This window comes from Candidatus Stoquefichus massiliensis AP9 (assembly GCF_000455285.1).
In the GTDB taxonomy this organism is placed as follows: domain Bacteria; phylum Bacillota_I; class Bacilli_A; order Erysipelotrichales; family Coprobacillaceae; genus Stoquefichus; species Stoquefichus massiliensis.
The window spans coordinates 98,482-113,120 of the sequence record NZ_HG005288.1 but is presented as its reverse complement, the minus strand read 5'-3'; the positions used below and the strand labels follow the sequence as shown (position 1 = coordinate 113,120).

Annotated in this window: 19 protein-coding genes and 1 pseudogene; 14 read left to right on the top strand and 6 right to left on the bottom strand. The window is 30.8% G+C overall.

Translation table 11 applies throughout. The annotated features are described in order from the left end of the window. Positions 1-895 (bottom strand): alpha/beta fold hydrolase (locus BN350_RS18785; RefSeq protein ID WP_044600213.1); only part of this gene is annotated, 895 nt, incomplete at its 3' end. A gap of 86 nt (positions 896-981) precedes the next feature. Between BN350_RS18785 and BN350_RS08310 the strand changes: the two genes are divergently transcribed. Genes BN350_RS08310 through BN350_RS08300 form a run of 3 tightly spaced genes read left to right on the top strand, consistent with a single transcriptional unit; the run spans position 982 to position 2,875 of the window. Next, entirely contained in the window at positions 982-1,752 is a 771-nt protein-coding gene (locus BN350_RS08310; RefSeq protein WP_044600212.1) for an HAD family hydrolase, read from the top strand. A gap of 15 nt (positions 1,753-1,767) precedes the next feature. Further along, positions 1,768-2,619 carry an EamA family transporter gene (locus tag BN350_RS08305; RefSeq protein ID WP_028043186.1) on the top strand — a complete coding sequence of 284 codons (852 nt, stop codon included), beginning with the start codon at positions 1,768-1,770 and terminating at the stop codon, positions 2,617-2,619. Positions 2,620-2,632: 13 nt separating this feature from the next. Beyond that, a complete protein-coding gene (locus BN350_RS08300) occupies positions 2,633-2,875 on the top strand; it encodes a hypothetical protein (protein ID WP_028043185.1) in 243 nt (80 codons plus the stop codon). A gap of 266 nt (positions 2,876-3,141) precedes the next feature. Here BN350_RS08300 and BN350_RS08295 read toward each other — a convergent pair whose 3' ends face one another. Further along, positions 3,142-3,384: a hypothetical protein gene (locus BN350_RS08295; protein WP_187117121.1), complete on the bottom strand. Its 243-nt coding sequence runs from the start codon at positions 3,382-3,384 to the stop codon at positions 3,142-3,144. Between the two features lie 521 nt (positions 3,385-3,905). Here BN350_RS08295 and BN350_RS08285 point away from each other — a divergent pair. The 10 genes from BN350_RS08285 to BN350_RS08240 all read left to right on the top strand — a co-directional run bounded on the left by BN350_RS08285 (position 3,906) and on the right by BN350_RS08240 (position 11,720). Further along, complete coding sequence (locus tag BN350_RS08285; protein ID WP_028043183.1) at positions 3,906-4,892, top strand: dipeptidase; 987 nt, start codon at positions 3,906-3,908, stop codon at positions 4,890-4,892. A 104-nt stretch (positions 4,893-4,996) separates the two neighbouring features. After that, positions 4,997-6,007 (top strand): InlB B-repeat-containing protein, encoded by a 1,011-nt coding sequence (locus BN350_RS08280; protein WP_028043182.1) that lies wholly within the window; start codon positions 4,997-4,999, stop codon positions 6,005-6,007. 199 nt (positions 6,008-6,206) lie between these two features. Next, complete coding sequence (locus tag BN350_RS08275; protein ID WP_028043181.1) at positions 6,207-6,581, top strand: hypothetical protein; 375 nt, start codon at positions 6,207-6,209, stop codon at positions 6,579-6,581. A gap of 14 nt (positions 6,582-6,595) precedes the next feature. Further along, entirely contained in the window at positions 6,596-7,420 is an 825-nt protein-coding gene (locus tag BN350_RS08270; RefSeq protein ID WP_028043180.1) for a MurR/RpiR family transcriptional regulator, read from the top strand. Positions 7,421-7,483: 63 nt separating this feature from the next. Beyond that, on the top strand, positions 7,484-8,326 hold the full coding sequence (locus BN350_RS08265; protein WP_028043179.1) for a fumarate hydratase: 843 nt from the start codon (positions 7,484-7,486) through the stop codon (positions 8,324-8,326). Further along, a complete protein-coding gene (locus tag BN350_RS08260; protein WP_028043178.1) occupies positions 8,323-8,892 on the top strand; it encodes a Fe-S-containing hydro-lyase in 570 nt (189 codons plus the stop codon). Before BN350_RS08265 ends, BN350_RS08260 begins: the two co-directional genes overlap by 4 nt. Beyond that, on the top strand, positions 8,879-9,703 hold the full coding sequence (locus tag BN350_RS08255) for a MurR/RpiR family transcriptional regulator (RefSeq protein ID WP_028043177.1): 825 nt from the start codon (positions 8,879-8,881) through the stop codon (positions 9,701-9,703). Before BN350_RS08260 ends, BN350_RS08255 begins: the two co-directional genes overlap by 14 nt. Before the next feature lie 8 nt (positions 9,704-9,711). Continuing rightward, entirely contained in the window at positions 9,712-10,731 is a 1,020-nt protein-coding gene (locus BN350_RS08250; protein ID WP_028043176.1) for a threonine aldolase family protein, read from the top strand. A gap of 108 nt (positions 10,732-10,839) precedes the next feature. Beyond that, positions 10,840-11,118 (top strand): HU family DNA-binding protein, encoded by a 279-nt coding sequence (locus BN350_RS08245; RefSeq protein ID WP_028043175.1) that lies wholly within the window; start codon positions 10,840-10,842, stop codon positions 11,116-11,118. A gap of 101 nt (positions 11,119-11,219) precedes the next feature. Continuing rightward, the gene (locus BN350_RS08240) at positions 11,220-11,720 is read left to right on the top strand and encodes a flavodoxin domain-containing protein (protein WP_028043174.1); all 501 of its coding nucleotides are present in this window, start codon (positions 11,220-11,222) and stop codon (positions 11,718-11,720) included. Positions 11,721-11,751: 31 nt separating this feature from the next. Here BN350_RS08240 and BN350_RS21305 read toward each other — a convergent pair whose 3' ends face one another. The 4 genes from BN350_RS21305 to pduL form a co-directional block, all read right to left on the bottom strand. Beyond that, positions 11,752-12,468 (bottom strand): anti-sigma-I factor RsgI family protein, encoded by a 717-nt coding sequence (locus BN350_RS21305; RefSeq protein ID WP_231385251.1) that lies wholly within the window; start codon positions 12,466-12,468, stop codon positions 11,752-11,754. Next, positions 12,461-12,958, bottom strand: a complete 498-nt coding sequence (locus BN350_RS08230) for an RNA polymerase sigma factor (RefSeq protein WP_028043172.1) — start codon at positions 12,956-12,958, stop codon at positions 12,461-12,463. Before BN350_RS08230 ends, BN350_RS21305 begins: the two co-directional genes overlap by 8 nt. A 24-nt stretch (positions 12,959-12,982) precedes the next feature. Next, positions 12,983-13,291, bottom strand: coding sequence for a hypothetical protein (locus tag BN350_RS08225; RefSeq protein WP_028043171.1), 309 nt, complete (start codon positions 13,289-13,291; stop codon positions 12,983-12,985). A 96-nt stretch (positions 13,292-13,387) separates the two neighbouring features. Next, positions 13,388-13,954, bottom strand: a complete 567-nt coding sequence (gene pduL, locus BN350_RS08220; protein WP_028043170.1) for a phosphate propanoyltransferase — start codon at positions 13,952-13,954, stop codon at positions 13,388-13,390. A 283-nt stretch (positions 13,955-14,237) separates the two neighbouring features. Here pduL and BN350_RS20935 point away from each other — a divergent pair. Next, positions 14,238-14,639, top strand: a pseudogene (locus tag BN350_RS20935) (diadenylate cyclase CdaA); the annotation flags it as partial.

The window sequence follows — 14,639 nt, the reverse complement described above, 5'->3', positions numbered from 1 at the left end:
ATATTTCATAAATATGTTCATAAACAAGAAATTTCCCTTTTTCATTGAGGATTTCATGACGCATATGTTTAAATAAATGTGAAGTGACATTCTGATAACCAAGTTGATGCATATGATTAACAGCTTGTTGAAACTTCTTTTCATTTTGGATACATGGATCATCATAACCTGCAATAAAATGAATTGGTAATTGAGGATGATTGACTTGCCAGTGATGATTTGAATAAGTCATTTTCACCAATTGAAACAATGATTCAAAACCATTACTTGTAAATGTAAAAGTACATAATGGATTTTGATTGTACCATGAGACAACGTCTTGGTTACTACATATCCAACTATTAGGAATATTTTTATCAAATTTTTTATTAAATGCATCAAATGCCAATTTTTGAATCAATAAAGGTCTATAATGATCACCTTTCTTTTTAGTATAATATTGGGCTAATTTAATTCCCAATCCAGCCATTGGATTTTGACTAGGACTACCACAAACAAACAATCCATTAATATCTTGATCATACTTTTGACAATAACAACGAACAACAAGAGAACCCATACTATGTCCAAATAAAAACAATGGTAATTGTGGATACTGTTTTCTTATCCATAGTGTTAACTGATGAACATCTTCTACAATACCAATGTATCCATCCTTATAAAAATAACCTAAATCCATTTCTTCTCTTATACTTTTTCCATGTCCCCGATGATCATGAATAATACATACATAACCTCTTTGATAAAGATAATTCATAAAATCTAAATATCTTTCTTTGTGTTCACACATGCCATGTGAAAATTGCATAATTCCACAAGGATGACTAGGTCTTAAAACTATAACATCAAGTGGAAGTTGATCAAATTCTGATTTTATTATTAAATGTTCTTTCATATTTTCCTCGCCTCACCATTATTATACAGAAAAAAGATAGGAAAATCATTGTATTTTTAGTACAATATAAAAAAGGATGTGAAATAATGAAACCAATGCTTTGTTTTGATGTTGATGGTACATTACGAGATAATGTTCATCATCAAGTGAGTGAGTCTACTCAAAAAACTCTTTTTACTTTAAAAAAGGCTGGATATAGATTGATCATTTCATCAGGGAGAGGTGTTGATTCATTGAGACAAACAGGACTTATGGAATTACTTCAATGGGATGGTTTTGTTTGTAACAATGGACAAATTGTATTAGATGAATTTGGCCAAGAACTTTTTCATGTTTCAATGAAAAAAGAAGCTGTTTTTAAAACATTAGAGATTGCTAAAAAATTAGATTATGCTGTTGTTTTAAAATCCATAGATAGAGTCATTTCTAAGGAACCGGATGAATATGTTTTAGAGTCACAAAGATTCTTTCACAATGTTATTCCACCAAGAGGAGATTATCATGGTCAATCAGTTGATGCAATGATAGTCTATGGACCAAAGGATTATGATTATGCACCATTCTTTGAAATAGAAGGATTAAATGTTTTACCAGGAGAATCAACATATGCTGATTTAACAATTGAAGGAGTGAGTAAGGCAACCGGTATACAGCACTTATTAAAGTTACATCATTTAACTGATTATATAGCATTTGGAGATTCATTAAATGATGTAGAAATGTTTAAGCATGCCAAATTTTCAGTAGCAATGGGACAGGGCAATCCAAAATTAAAGGAAATAGCAGATTATGTGACAACACCTATTGATGAAGATGGGATTTGGAATGCTTGTCAATATTTGAATTTGTTAGACTAGTAGGAGATACTTATCATGTGGATTATCAATGCTTTTTTATCAGCGTTTTTTGCAGGGATGACAGCAATATTATCTAAAATTGGATTGGAGGATATATCCTCGCATTATGTGACGGCCCTAAGAACAAGTCTTGTTCTTGTCTTTACCTGGATGATGTATTATGTAACAGGCAGTTCAATGCAGGGAATGAATAGTTATAATTTTATGTTTATTGTATTATCAGGTTTTGCTACAGGAGCAAGTTGGTTGTGTTATTATCGTGCATTATCATTAGCCGATGTTTCACAAGTTGTTCCTATTGATAAATTGAGTACATTTTTAACAATGATATTAGCTTTTATTATTTTTCATGAACAGATCACATGGTTAAAAATAGGCTGTATTTTAATTATGTTTGTAGGGACATATTTTATGCAAAAACGTCCTCAAAAAGGAATGAATCAAAATAAAAGATGGATCATTTATGCTTTCTTATCAGCAGTTTTTGCTTCTCTTACAGCCATTCTTGCTAAGATTGGTATAGAGAATGTTGACAGTCAAACTGTTACAGCATTAAGGACAGTTGTCGTAGCCGTTATGGCTTGGGTTGTTGTTTTTATAACAAAGAGTTATTCACCCATATCTCTACTCAATAAGAAACAATCAAGTGCAATTTTCTTTTCGGCTTTAGCAACAGGATTATCATGGTTATGTTATTTTGCTGCATTAAAGGATGGACCAGCTAGCATTGTAGTTCCTATTGATAAATTAAGTATCGTTATTTCCATTTTATTTGCCTCTTTGGTTTTGCATGAAAAGCAGACAATGAAAACCATTCTTGGCTTAATATGTATAGTTATATCAACATTATTGTTACTTATCAGTTGAAGGAGAAGAAAAGATGAAACAGGAAGAAGCAATTTTAAAAGCACATCAGATGTATGTGTATGAAATAAGTGAGCAATCAGATCAGGAGAATCATGATTTTGATGCTTTATGGCAAAGTCTTTATGATGTTTGCCAGTTAGCAACTTATGGCATTCTTGATGATTTAAGTGAAGAAGAATTGAATGAAGCAATGGATTGGTTAAAAGAAACACAATCATTGACAAAGAATTATCAGAATAAGGATATATATTTTTAAAAGAGTATCCTGACAAAGTTCGAAAAGCTTATCTATTTTATCCATAGTCATACGATGTTTAGTTGCATCATAAGCGACACTAAATACTTCTCATTTTGAAGCATTTATGATATCCTATGTCGTAAGATATGAAGATAAGATAGTTAAAAAGCAGTTGGTTTAGGTTCGAAAACATATTGAAGTTCAGGGAACAAACAATCACATTGGGCAATGAGACGATTAATATCTTGAGAATAAATTTTTTTGATCTGGTAATGTCTGTGTACTCAAACTTTCAAGTCTTGATATTCATTTTTTGTTTCAAAAACATCATCATTAACATATGAAACATCAGAATCAGTGCCGATGATAGTAGAGATAGTTTGAGCATCCAATAGATTTGATTTGGCAATCTTATGTGTTTCACACCATTGATTGACAAAATCAGTATTAATGAATTTAATACACTCATTATCATCAAGATGAGTTTTAATATAGTTATAGATATTAGTAGAATAGATATCAGTCACTTCTAAACCAAAAGTTATACTGGAACAATTATTATCAGAGTAACTTCTCACTTTATCGATAAAAGAAGAAACTTCTGATTTCACCAATTGAAAAAATAATTTTTTCGCAGGAAATTAGGTTTAATTAATCTTGAATCATTAACCATTAGAATTGCAGCATCAGCCTTACCCTTAGAGCCATCAATGCCAACATAAAGTTGATAGGAATTGTTCATAAACATGACCTTCTTTCTATAAAATGTAATCGGCTTTGAATTGCACCTCTAAATCAAGACAAACGCAACCTCGCAAATACGGAGACAAATGTAAACACTGCTGCATCAAACTCATTCGGGTATAAAGATCGTCGAGTCTAAAGGATTAAGTCTTTATAAAGGGGATGTACACAATGTAGCCACAAGGAGAAGAAATAAAACCTTCATTCAAAACAAAACTATTATCTAAAAATTAGAATGTACAATCAAGAGGAGATATATCAATATGACTTATTGATTGCGTATATATTAAAGAGGAGATAACACATGAAAGTTATAGATATGCATTGTGATACGATTTATGAAATTAATCGTTTACAAAAGGATGAACAAAATATAGGATTAAGAGATAATCATCTTAATATAAGTTTAGAAAAGATGAAACAAGGAGATTATCTGTTACAGAATTTTGCTATGTTTACACCATTAAAAAAAGTTGATCCCATTGATCATGTTCAAAATTTAATAGATACATTTTATCAGGAAATAGATAAAAATAGTGATATGATTGGGATTATTAAAAGTTATCATGATATTGAGAAAAATTGTCAACAAAAGAAAATGAGTGCTTTATTAACCCTTGAAGAAGGAGCAGTTGTTAATAATAATTTAGCTTATTTAAGGAATTATTATCGTTTAGGAGTTCGTATGATTACATTAAATTGGAATTATGTGAATGGTATTGGATATCCTAATTTTCCTCTTGATGATGAAAATCATGGTTATCATACATGTGATACAGTTCATGGATTGACTCCATTTGGTATTGAGTATGTTCAAGAATGTGAACGATTAGGTATCATTATTGATGTTTCACATCTTTCAGATGCTGGATTTTATGATGTTTTAAAGTATACAACCCAGCCTTTTGTTGCGTCTCATTCTAATGCGCGTCAAGTTTGTCCGCATGCTAGAAATTTGGATGATGATATGATTTTATCATTAGCAAAACGTGGTGGTGTTATGGGTATCAATTTTGCTGCTGATTTTTTAGATGAGAATCATCATGAAAACGGATTATCAAAGATTTCTTCAATGGTAAAACATATTTCATATATTAAGAATTTAGCTGGTGTAGATTGTATTGGATTAGGAAGTGATTTTGATGGTATACCTCAAAATTTAGAATTAAAAAATGCTTCTTATATGCCTGAACTCTATCATGCTCTACAAAACAGCGGTTTTAGTGAAGAAGAGATTGAAAAGATATTTTATAAAAATGTTTTAAGAGTTTATAAAACAGTATTACGATAGACAATAAGAAAAGATTATCGACATATTTTTGAAGATAATCTTTTCTTATAGAATAAATTATAAAAAAAAGGAAAACATATATGCATAAAAGAGGAGAATGCATGATGAAAAAATATGTTTTCTTATTAATCTTAATAGGCTGTCTTTGTATTCAACTATTACCTGTATTAGCTGATGAAATTCAGGTTATTGAATTAAATACACAATTACAAACAACGGTTCAAATTGATGCAACACACACTACTATTCAATTATATAATGATTCACCTTATGATATTCAAATGACCCATTTGGCTACATCACAAGAGATCCAATGCTCTTATCCTGATCAGCAATGCCTTTCACTTGATCAGTTATCTCATATTTTATTATCACAAATCCTTCCATCGAAACAAAGTTTTGAAATAGAAATACAAACAGATCAAGAAACAACATTTATGATAGAATGGGTTCCAGTACTTATTCATGGTTATATTTATGAAGATAATGCTCAACAAGCTATTGCGCAAAAACAAATTAAAGTTGATTTATGGAATCAAAACGGATTAATTGAAACAACATATACAGATGAAAAAGGTTATTATCAGTTTCAATGGTCTGATTATTCTCAATATGAAATTAAGATCCCACAATATCAATCAACATACTCCGTATCAATCAATGATATAACACAGTACCATGATTTTCATTTTACACCTTTAACATATTATCTTCATTATGATCTCAATGGTGGCAATATGCAATCTTCTTTACCACAAAAATCATATTTACCAGAAACATCAATAACTCTTTTATCACATTATGACTTATCATATGATGGCTATTATTTTGTGGAATGGAATGAAGCAAAAGATGGTACTGGTATAGCTTATCGTGATAATGATCTTTTTAAGATGCCAGCACATGATGTTACGCTTTATGCTATTTGGCAGAAAGTGGCAGGACAGAGTGTTAAAAATGATTTTCATTCAAAGACGACAATAACAAAAAAACCTAAAACTAATCATGTAAAAACATCAGATGAAACATCAATAACAATTTTCATTTTATTATGTCTAGCAAGTTTATCAATAATGATTGTATTAAAAGTTTTAAAGAAAAAAGAAAACAGATGAGTTGGGAGTTCTCATCTGTTTTATATTTGATATCAGTTTGGGAAAGGATATCATGAAGAAGTCATTATTTGAAGGGAAAACAAATATTTCTGACTACACTTATAATATATAACAATTCTTTGTTAGAAATTCATAAGAAATGTAAAAAAATATGTGATTTCTTGACGTATATGCGTTATAGTATTAATAGGGTGATAATATGAAAAAATTATTAGTGATTTTAATATGGTGTTTATTGATAAGTGGATGTGGACGTCGCCATCAGCCAGCAAGCGTTCAAGAGGAACCTATCCAAAATCAAACTGTTATATATATCAAAGATGATATAACTTTAAGTTTAATTTACAGTGATGATTTTCCTGAGGGATTTGAGTTTCAATTTGATATAAATGGGTATGGGTTGGGTGAGTTTGCTCGCTTTGAGGATAATACACATCAAAAGGCTATTGGACAGGAAAATGAAGATGGACATACTTATTCTTTTACTTTGAAGAAAGATTCTGTTATTGTTAAAGAATCTGAAGGTCAAAATGCTTTAGGTATAGATTTATCTGGAAAATATATAAAGGAATGAAAGGGTGATATTGGATGAAAAGTTTGTTTTATCGATTAATTATTTTTTTAGATACAGCTCAAGAAAATGATACAAATTATAATATAGCTTGGTTTATGGCTAATAATTTTTATAGAATAGCTAATATGCGCATTAGTGAATTGGCAGCAGAATGCTTTGTTTCACCTGCAACAATTTCACGTTTTTGTAGAGCATTGGGTTATGAAAATTTCGCACATCTTAAACAGGAATGTTATACCTTTCATTCAAATGATAAAAAGTTTAATAATTTGATTAATATTCCATTAGAAACAATGAAAAATGATCCATCACGGGCAACACGTGAATATGTTGAACAAGTCATTCATTATATTTCTGATCTTCCACAAATGCTTGATTGGAAGGAGATTGATGAAACTTTAAGATTAATTCATGATTGTGATTCAGTCGCATTTTTTGGAACACAGTTTTCACAAAGTGCAGCATTACATTTTCAGACAGATTTATTAATGTTAGAAAAGTTTACAATGGCATATATGGATTCATCACGTCAATTGGACTGTGCTAAGGAACTGACAAGTGATAGTGTAGCGATTATTATGACAGTGAACGGTTATTTTACAGGTAGCAGTTTCAAAATTTTGCAGTATATAAAAAAATCTGGCTGTAAAGTTGTTTTAATGACTTGTAATCCAGAGTTAGATATTAAAATACCTGTAGATCATAAGGTTTTATTAGGTAACTCAAGAAATAGAAAAACAGGAAAACATAGTTTGTTAACGGCAGTTGAACTGATGTCACTTCGTTACTATTGTTTATACTATCCTTCTATTCAAGAATTAAAGGGACATATCCTTTAATTCTTTTTCTTGTTCTTGGATATAAAATTATATATAATAGACCTAACAAAGAAGGGGATAAAAATGAGAGAAATAAGTCGAGAAACAATTATCCAGGAAGTCAAGAGACTATGTATGGAAGCTAATTATATTTTACCTTGTGATGTCAGTCAGGCATTACAGAAAGCTTATATAAATGAAGATTCAAAATTATCACAACAAACATTATCTATTTTAAATGAAAATGCGAAGATGGCTAAGCAGACATTTTCACCAATTTGTCAAGATACAGGGATGGTATGTGTGTTTGTAGAAATAGGACAGGATGTTCATGTGAATGGATCTTTGGCTGAAGCTATTCATGAAGGTGTTAGACAGGGATATGCTGAAGGTTATTTGCGTAAGAGTGTTGTTGATGATCCAATGTTTGACCGTGTCAATACAAAGGATAATACACCTGCCATTATTCATTATGATATTGTAGCAGGAGATCATCTGAAGATTGTTGTTGCACCAAAAGGATTTGGTAGTGAAAATATGAGTCAGGTGAAAATGTTAAAACCAAGTGATGGGATTCAGGGAGTCAAGGATTTTGTTATGAAGGTTGTTAATGACGCTGGACCAAATGCTTGTCCACCTATGGTGATAGGCGTTGGTATTGGTGGGTCCTTTGATCATGTCACTTATCTTGCTAAAAAAGCAATGCTAAGGGATATTGGAAGTCATCATCAGGACATTCGTTATCATACTTTGGAAGATGAACTTTTAACAAAGATTAATCAAACGGGTATTGGTCCTGCTGGTTATGGTGGAAAGACAACGGCTTTATCATTAAATATTGAAACATATCCTACGCATATTGCAGGAATGCCAGTCGCTGTTAGTATTTGTTGTCATGTTGCAAGACATAAGGAGGTTATCCTATGATTTACCATTTAACAACCCCTCTAACTAAAGAAGATGTTATGAAATTGAAAGCGGGTGATCAGGTTTTTCTATCAGGAACTTTATATACTGGACGTGATGCTGCTCATAAACGAATGGTTGAACTTATCGAACATAACCAGCCATTACCTTTTGATGTGATGAATCAGGTCATTTACTATGTTGGACCTACTCCGTCAAAACCAGGAACTGTCTTTGGCAGTGGTGGGCCTACGACAGCCGGACGCATGGATGCCTATGCACCAAAAATGTTATCATTGGGATTACGTGGAATGATTGGTAAAGGATACAGAAATCAAGCTGTTAAAGATGCTATGAAGTTACATACTGGTGTTTATTTTGGTGCAATTGGTGGTGCTGGAGCATACATTGGGCAATGTGTTCAGGCATGTGAAATCATTGCATTTGAAGATTTGGGACCTGAAGCTATCCGTCAATTAGTAGTTAAAGAATTTCCATTAACTGTTGTGATTGATTGTGAAGGCCATGATTTATATGAGATGGGAAGAGAAAATTATTTAAAGGAGCATAGCAATGTCAATTCATAATTATAACGAAGTCGATATTTTATATACACTTATGTCGTATGTGAATGTATCATCTTCTCAGGATATGTATTATGCGATAGCCCATACAATATTAACATATTTAGAAAAAATACCAGATATTAGTATTAATGATTTAGCTGATTTATGTTATACATCACCAGCGACTATTTCTCGTTTTTGCAAAGATTTAAATTGTAAAAGTTTTGCGAATTTTAAACATGAAATTGCTATTGCATTAGAAATTGCAAAAGATGAAATTCATTTGGATCCTTATGATGAAAGTGAAACTTTAAAAAATCCCCAGCATATTGTAGATAAGATATACAATGAAACAATTGAATCATTACAAATGGTTCACCAAAGTATTAATATACATGAAATAGATAAAATATGTCATATGATTCATACTGCTAAGAAAGTCCATATGATAGGTTATCAATTTAATAAAATTATTGCCAATGATTTTCAAATGAAAATGTTAAAACTGAGAAAATTTATTTATGCTTTTGTGGAACGTGGTGATGAAATTCAACGATTAGATATGATAGATGATGAAAGCCTTGTTATCATTATTACTGTACGTGCTCGTCAGCAACTGATGAATTCATTGATTGAAAAGATTTATGAACATCATCCGCAAATCTTATTAATTACAATGAATAAAGAATATCAGAATGATAAGGTAGATTATATCTATTGTATTGATGGTACAGAAAGTCATTACAGTGAATCATCAATGCAAGGGACAATAAACTTTTTAAGTTTATTAGATTTGATTTATGTAAGATATGGATTATTATATAGAAAGTAGGGAAAGATATGTATAGTTTTTTAAATGATTATAGTGAAGGAGCACATCCTTTGGTGTTAGAAGCTTTGATTCATACAAATAGTGAACAGACTGTTGGATATGGGAATGATGTTTATTGTCAGAAAGCTCAGGAAGATATTAGAAATAGGATTCATAATCCTTTAGCTGATGTTCATTTTCTCGTTGGAGGAACACAAACAAATTTAACTTTTATTTCTTATGTATTAAGAGATTATCAGGCAGTCATTGCCTGTGATGAAGGACATATTCATGTTCATGAAACAGGTGCTGTGGAAGCAACAGGGCATAAAGTCTTAACACGACCACATCATGATGGAAAATTGACAGTGGAGGCTATTCGTGAAATAATAGAAACACATTTGGATGAACATATGGTTCAGCCTGCAATGGTTTATATTTCTCAGACAACAGAGTTAGGAACATATTATACAAGAGAAGAACTTAAGGTACTATCTCAATATACAAGAGAACATGGACTTTATTTGTTCTTGGATGGCGCACGTTTAGGAAGTGCATTGGTTCTTGATGATGCTCCCCAATTGCAAGAAATTGCACAATATGTTGATGCTTTTTATATTGGTGGAACAAAAATGGGAGCGATGTTTGGTGAAGCATTGGTCATTATTCATGATGATTTAAAAAAAGATTTTCGTTATCATTTAAAAAACAAAGGAGCAATGCTAGCAAAAGGAAGATTACTTGGTGTGCAGTTTCATACATTATTAAAAGATTCCTTATATGAAGATATAGGACGTCATGAGAATGAAATGGCAAATATTATTAGAGAAGCTTTGGAAGAAAAAGGATATCATATTGACTTGCCATCACATACCAATCAGATTTTTGTTGACTTACCTAATGAAGCTATTGAAAAAATAGAACAAGAATATATGATTACTCATATAAAACCATTAGATTCAGGATATACACGTATTCGTATTGTGACATCGTGGGCAACAGCTGAAGAGGAAGCTAATAAATTTGCTGAATTCATCAAAAGAATATAAATTTTGCATTTTGATTATTTCTTGGTTTTAACTGTACAATAGGAATAAATTGTATTATAATACTCAATAGGGTAAGCCCTAAATTTACATAGAAATGGAGATTATCATATGAACAAAACTGAATTAGTAGAAAAAGTTGCAGCAAGTGCTGGATTAACTAAAACTCAAGCTGAAGCTGCTGTTAATGCTTTTGTTGAAACTGTTACTGATGTATTAAAAGCTGGAGACAAAATAACTTTAAAAGGATTTGGTACTTTTGAAGTACGTGCTAGAGATGCAAGAACTGGTCGTAATCCAAGAACTGGTGAAACTATGACTATTGCAGCAAGTAAAGCACCAGCATTTAAAGCAAGTTCAGCATTAAAGAATGTAGTAAACGGAAAATAATGATTGATAGTGCCTTAAAGGCACTTTTTTTCTTTTAATAGATGAAATGACGTGATAAATATATAAAATTCATGTAAACTATAGGTAAGGAGATGATTGGAGTGAGAGTCATTATTTATAAAACAAAACATGGTGCAACAAGGAAAGTTGGAAAGATTTTAAGTCATTACCTTAATGATTGTTTATTGATGAATATTAATGATATTGATTATCCAACTTTACAAAAAGCTGAATCTATTATTGTAGGAACACCTGTCTACTATGGAAAATTAGATCAGGATATCATCTCTTTTATTCAAAACAATCAAGATTTATTGATTGCTAGACATTATTGTTTATATGTTGTTGGTATTCTTCAAAGTGAATTTATGACATATGTTACAAATGCATTTGATTTTCAGATTCTTAAAAATATAAAAGTGATTGCGGGATTAGGTGGAGCATTGTATTATCCAGATTTAGCGATTAGTGAAAAAATGATTTTACAGGTTATGAATAAGCGTTCACCTGTCATAAGAAAACAAAAAAACAAAGATTTGTTTGAAAACTTCAATGATGAAGAAATCAAAATCTTTGCTCAAAAAATTAAACATCTAACATAAGGATATGAGACTGTTTCAGTCTCATTTTTTGTTAATGATGGTTTTGATGGTGATTTTCTTGATTATGGGTTGGTTGACAATGAGTAGGAACATCTTCTTGATTAAATGTATATAAAATAGTGTATAGTTGTAAAATTGTCATTTCCTTTAATTCGTTTAGTGAATACTGAGAAGTATAAGACATAATCGTTTCAATAATTTGATATTTTCCTGCAGTCATGTGATGAGAGGAAGCATTATGATGCGTTTCCTGAGTCACTTGTCGACAATGATACTGATTATCTTCAAGGTTCTTTTTTAAAAGATCATTTAATGTTGTTTCAATATTAGTGGATAAATTCTGATTATCAGCAAATACGGATATTTCTAATAAACCATCTTGAAGATAACTTTTATATTGCTTATCATTTAATAAATTAATAATAGCAGTTTCAAGTTTTTGTCCTTGTAATTGAATTGTCTTGAGTATTTTCTTAGCATCCTTGTTATAAGCTTTTGCTTCTAAAACAATATTATCTTGATCTAATCGAAGTTCTAAACTAGGGTTGATATCTAAAGAAACATAAGCGACAGGAACTGAGGGTTTAGGACGAAAAGGAATGAATAATAAAATCAGCAAACAGGCAATCACTGGAATAAGATATAAATTTTTATGATGATGTTTATGTTTTAAAACAAAATGAAGTGTTTTTTCTTTCGTTGTTTGTGATGCATGAATGTTATTAAGTTCTTGTAATGGATTATTCAAGATAATCACCTCCCAGAATCGTTTTTAATTGTTCCTTAGCACGTTTGAGCCAAGTATAAATTGTATTTTGATTTTTATGAAGAATATTTGCTATTTCATTGACTTGATAACCTTCATAGTAATACAAATAAATAACATTTCGATAATGTTCTGGTAATTTTAAAATAGCCTGCATAAGATCGGATATTTGATTATAATGAAGATATGACTGATCTTGATTGTGTGTAAAATCTTCAAGGTTATTTTTTAAATCAGCATATCGATGAAACCAATTTTTAAGCATATCTTTACATGCATTGATTGTGACACGAATAAGCCATGCTTTTTCATGTTCAGGTGTATCAAAAAGAGGAGCCTTTGCATATTTTAAGAAGACAGTCTGAAAAATATCATCCACATCACATTGCTGTTTCATGTGAATAAAGCATATTTTTTGTATCATATCTGCATATTTGTCAATAGCTTTGACTATTTCTTCTTCTGTACGCATAAACTCCTCGATTCATTGGTATTGTTAATGATGATGTTGTGTATGGTTGTTATGTTGGGATTGTTTTTGATGATGACTCTGATTATTTTGAGCATTGTGGTTTGTCTGACAATTGACATGACCTAATAAGCAAGTTTGCGTGTGCGTTTCATCACAGTCTTTGTGTCCCATTGAACATGTAGATGATGTTTGACAAATAAAATTTGTTGCTTGAACTTGTTTGGCTTCTTGATTTGGAGAAACCTGATAGGCATCAACGTTTTGAATATAAACTCCTGTCAACAATCCCATTATAACAAAACAACATATCAAAAGATATTTAAATTTCTTCATAATATTCCTCCTTTTCACTATTAATACGATACATAGCAGAAAAAACTTTCAAAAAATAAAAAAACTTATAAGTTTTGACTTATAAGCTTTTATAACTTATTTAATAATTGTACCTTCACAAGGTCCACCAGCTGCATTTGATTCATCAGTATCAATATGCATTGCTAGAGCATAACTATCACTTACACGACATACAACATCACCAAATGTTAATGAACGGCCATCTGTATGTACTTCAACACTTACAACATCTTTATCTTGAACACCAAATTCAGTGGCATCAGCAGGTGTCATATGAATATGACGTTTTGCAGCAATCACACCACAAGATAATTCTACTTCCCCAGCTGGTCCCACTAATTTACATCCTTCAGTTCCTTCAATATCGCCAGATTCTCTCACTAATGCTTTTATTCCTAAAGATCTTGCATCTGTTAAAGATACTTCCACTTGTGTTGCACTACGAGTAGGTCCTAAAATTGACATCTTTGTTTCACCTTTTGGTCCTACGACAGTTACTTTTTCTGCACAGGCAAATTGCCCAGGTTGAGAAAGATCTTTTTTATTTGTTAATGTATATCCTTCACCAAATAATGTTTCTAAGTCTGCTTGTGATACGTGTACATGTCTTGCAGAAGTTTCGACTAAAATTGTTTTTCCCATATATATCCTCCTATTAACATACATATCTTACAACTTTTTTAAAGATTTGCAAAGGTATTTACATTATTTTTACAAATAATTATTGATTTCTTGTTATGAATAATAAGAAATCAATTGACTATTATCATCCCATTATATTATGGAAAAGATAAATGAGATAAAAAGTTATCAAAAGAAAGGATTGAAATATATAGTATTGTACTTTTTCAATAATTGAAAAGACTAACGTTTTATTTTTATGACAAAACTGTTATAATGGAAAAAGAAATGTGGGTGATAAAAAGTGAATTTAAGTTGGAGTGTTGTTATTAACTTTTTAAGGTCTTCAATAGATTTAATTGTTGTATGGTTTATTTTATATTATGTTATTTCGATGTTTAAGACAAATATGAAGACAATGCAGCTTTTTAAAGGTGTTTTATTTATTTTAATTGTTAAGCTTTTGACAACTGTTTTAGGTTTAACCACTCTACAATACCTCGTTGATAGTATTATTAATTGGGGAGTTCTAGCGATTATCATTATCTTTCAGCCAGAAATTAGAACATTATTGGAAAAGATGGGTCAAACCAAAATGACTATGAAAAAAGAAATCAGTAATGATGAAAAAGAAAGATTAATGGATGAGTTAGTGAGTGCAATTACAACTCTTTCTAAAGAACAGACAGGGGCATTAATTACTTTT

What these genes read in the sequence shown, in the direction of transcription:
- BN350_RS08245 (WP_028043175.1), top strand. Translation starts at nt 10,840, where the DNA reads ATGAACAAAACTGAATTAGTAGAAAAAGTTGCAGCAAGTGCTGGATTA.
- BN350_RS08260 (WP_028043178.1), top strand. Translation starts at nt 8,323, where the DNA reads ATGATTTACCATTTAACAACCCCTCTAACTAAAGAAGATGTTATGAAA.
- BN350_RS08275 (WP_028043181.1), top strand. Translation starts at nt 6,207, where the DNA reads ATGAAAAAATTATTAGTGATTTTAATATGGTGTTTATTGATAAGTGGA.
- pduL (WP_028043170.1), bottom strand. Translation starts at nt 13,954, where the DNA reads ATGGGAAAAACAATTTTAGTCGAAACTTCTGCAAGACATGTACACGTA.
- BN350_RS08250 (WP_028043176.1), top strand. Translation starts at nt 9,712, where the DNA reads ATGTATAGTTTTTTAAATGATTATAGTGAAGGAGCACATCCTTTGGTG.
- BN350_RS08285 (WP_028043183.1), top strand. Translation starts at nt 3,906, where the DNA reads ATGAAAGTTATAGATATGCATTGTGATACGATTTATGAAATTAATCGT.
- BN350_RS08280 (WP_028043182.1), top strand. Translation starts at nt 4,997, where the DNA reads ATGAAAAAATATGTTTTCTTATTAATCTTAATAGGCTGTCTTTGTATT.
- BN350_RS08270 (WP_028043180.1), top strand. Translation starts at nt 6,596, where the DNA reads ATGAAAAGTTTGTTTTATCGATTAATTATTTTTTTAGATACAGCTCAA.
- BN350_RS08225 (WP_028043171.1), bottom strand. Translation starts at nt 13,291, where the DNA reads ATGAAGAAATTTAAATATCTTTTGATATGTTGTTTTGTTATAATGGGA.
- BN350_RS08305 (WP_028043186.1), top strand. Translation starts at nt 1,768, where the DNA reads ATGTGGATTATCAATGCTTTTTTATCAGCGTTTTTTGCAGGGATGACA.
- BN350_RS08230 (WP_028043172.1), bottom strand. Translation starts at nt 12,958, where the DNA reads ATGCGTACAGAAGAAGAAATAGTCAAAGCTATTGACAAATATGCAGAT.
- BN350_RS08265 (WP_028043179.1), top strand. Translation starts at nt 7,484, where the DNA reads ATGAGAGAAATAAGTCGAGAAACAATTATCCAGGAAGTCAAGAGACTA.
- BN350_RS08310 (WP_044600212.1), top strand. Translation starts at nt 982, where the DNA reads ATGAAACCAATGCTTTGTTTTGATGTTGATGGTACATTACGAGATAAT.
- BN350_RS08255 (WP_028043177.1), top strand. Translation starts at nt 8,879, where the DNA reads ATGTCAATTCATAATTATAACGAAGTCGATATTTTATATACACTTATG.
- BN350_RS08300 (WP_028043185.1), top strand. Translation starts at nt 2,633, where the DNA reads ATGAAACAGGAAGAAGCAATTTTAAAAGCACATCAGATGTATGTGTAT.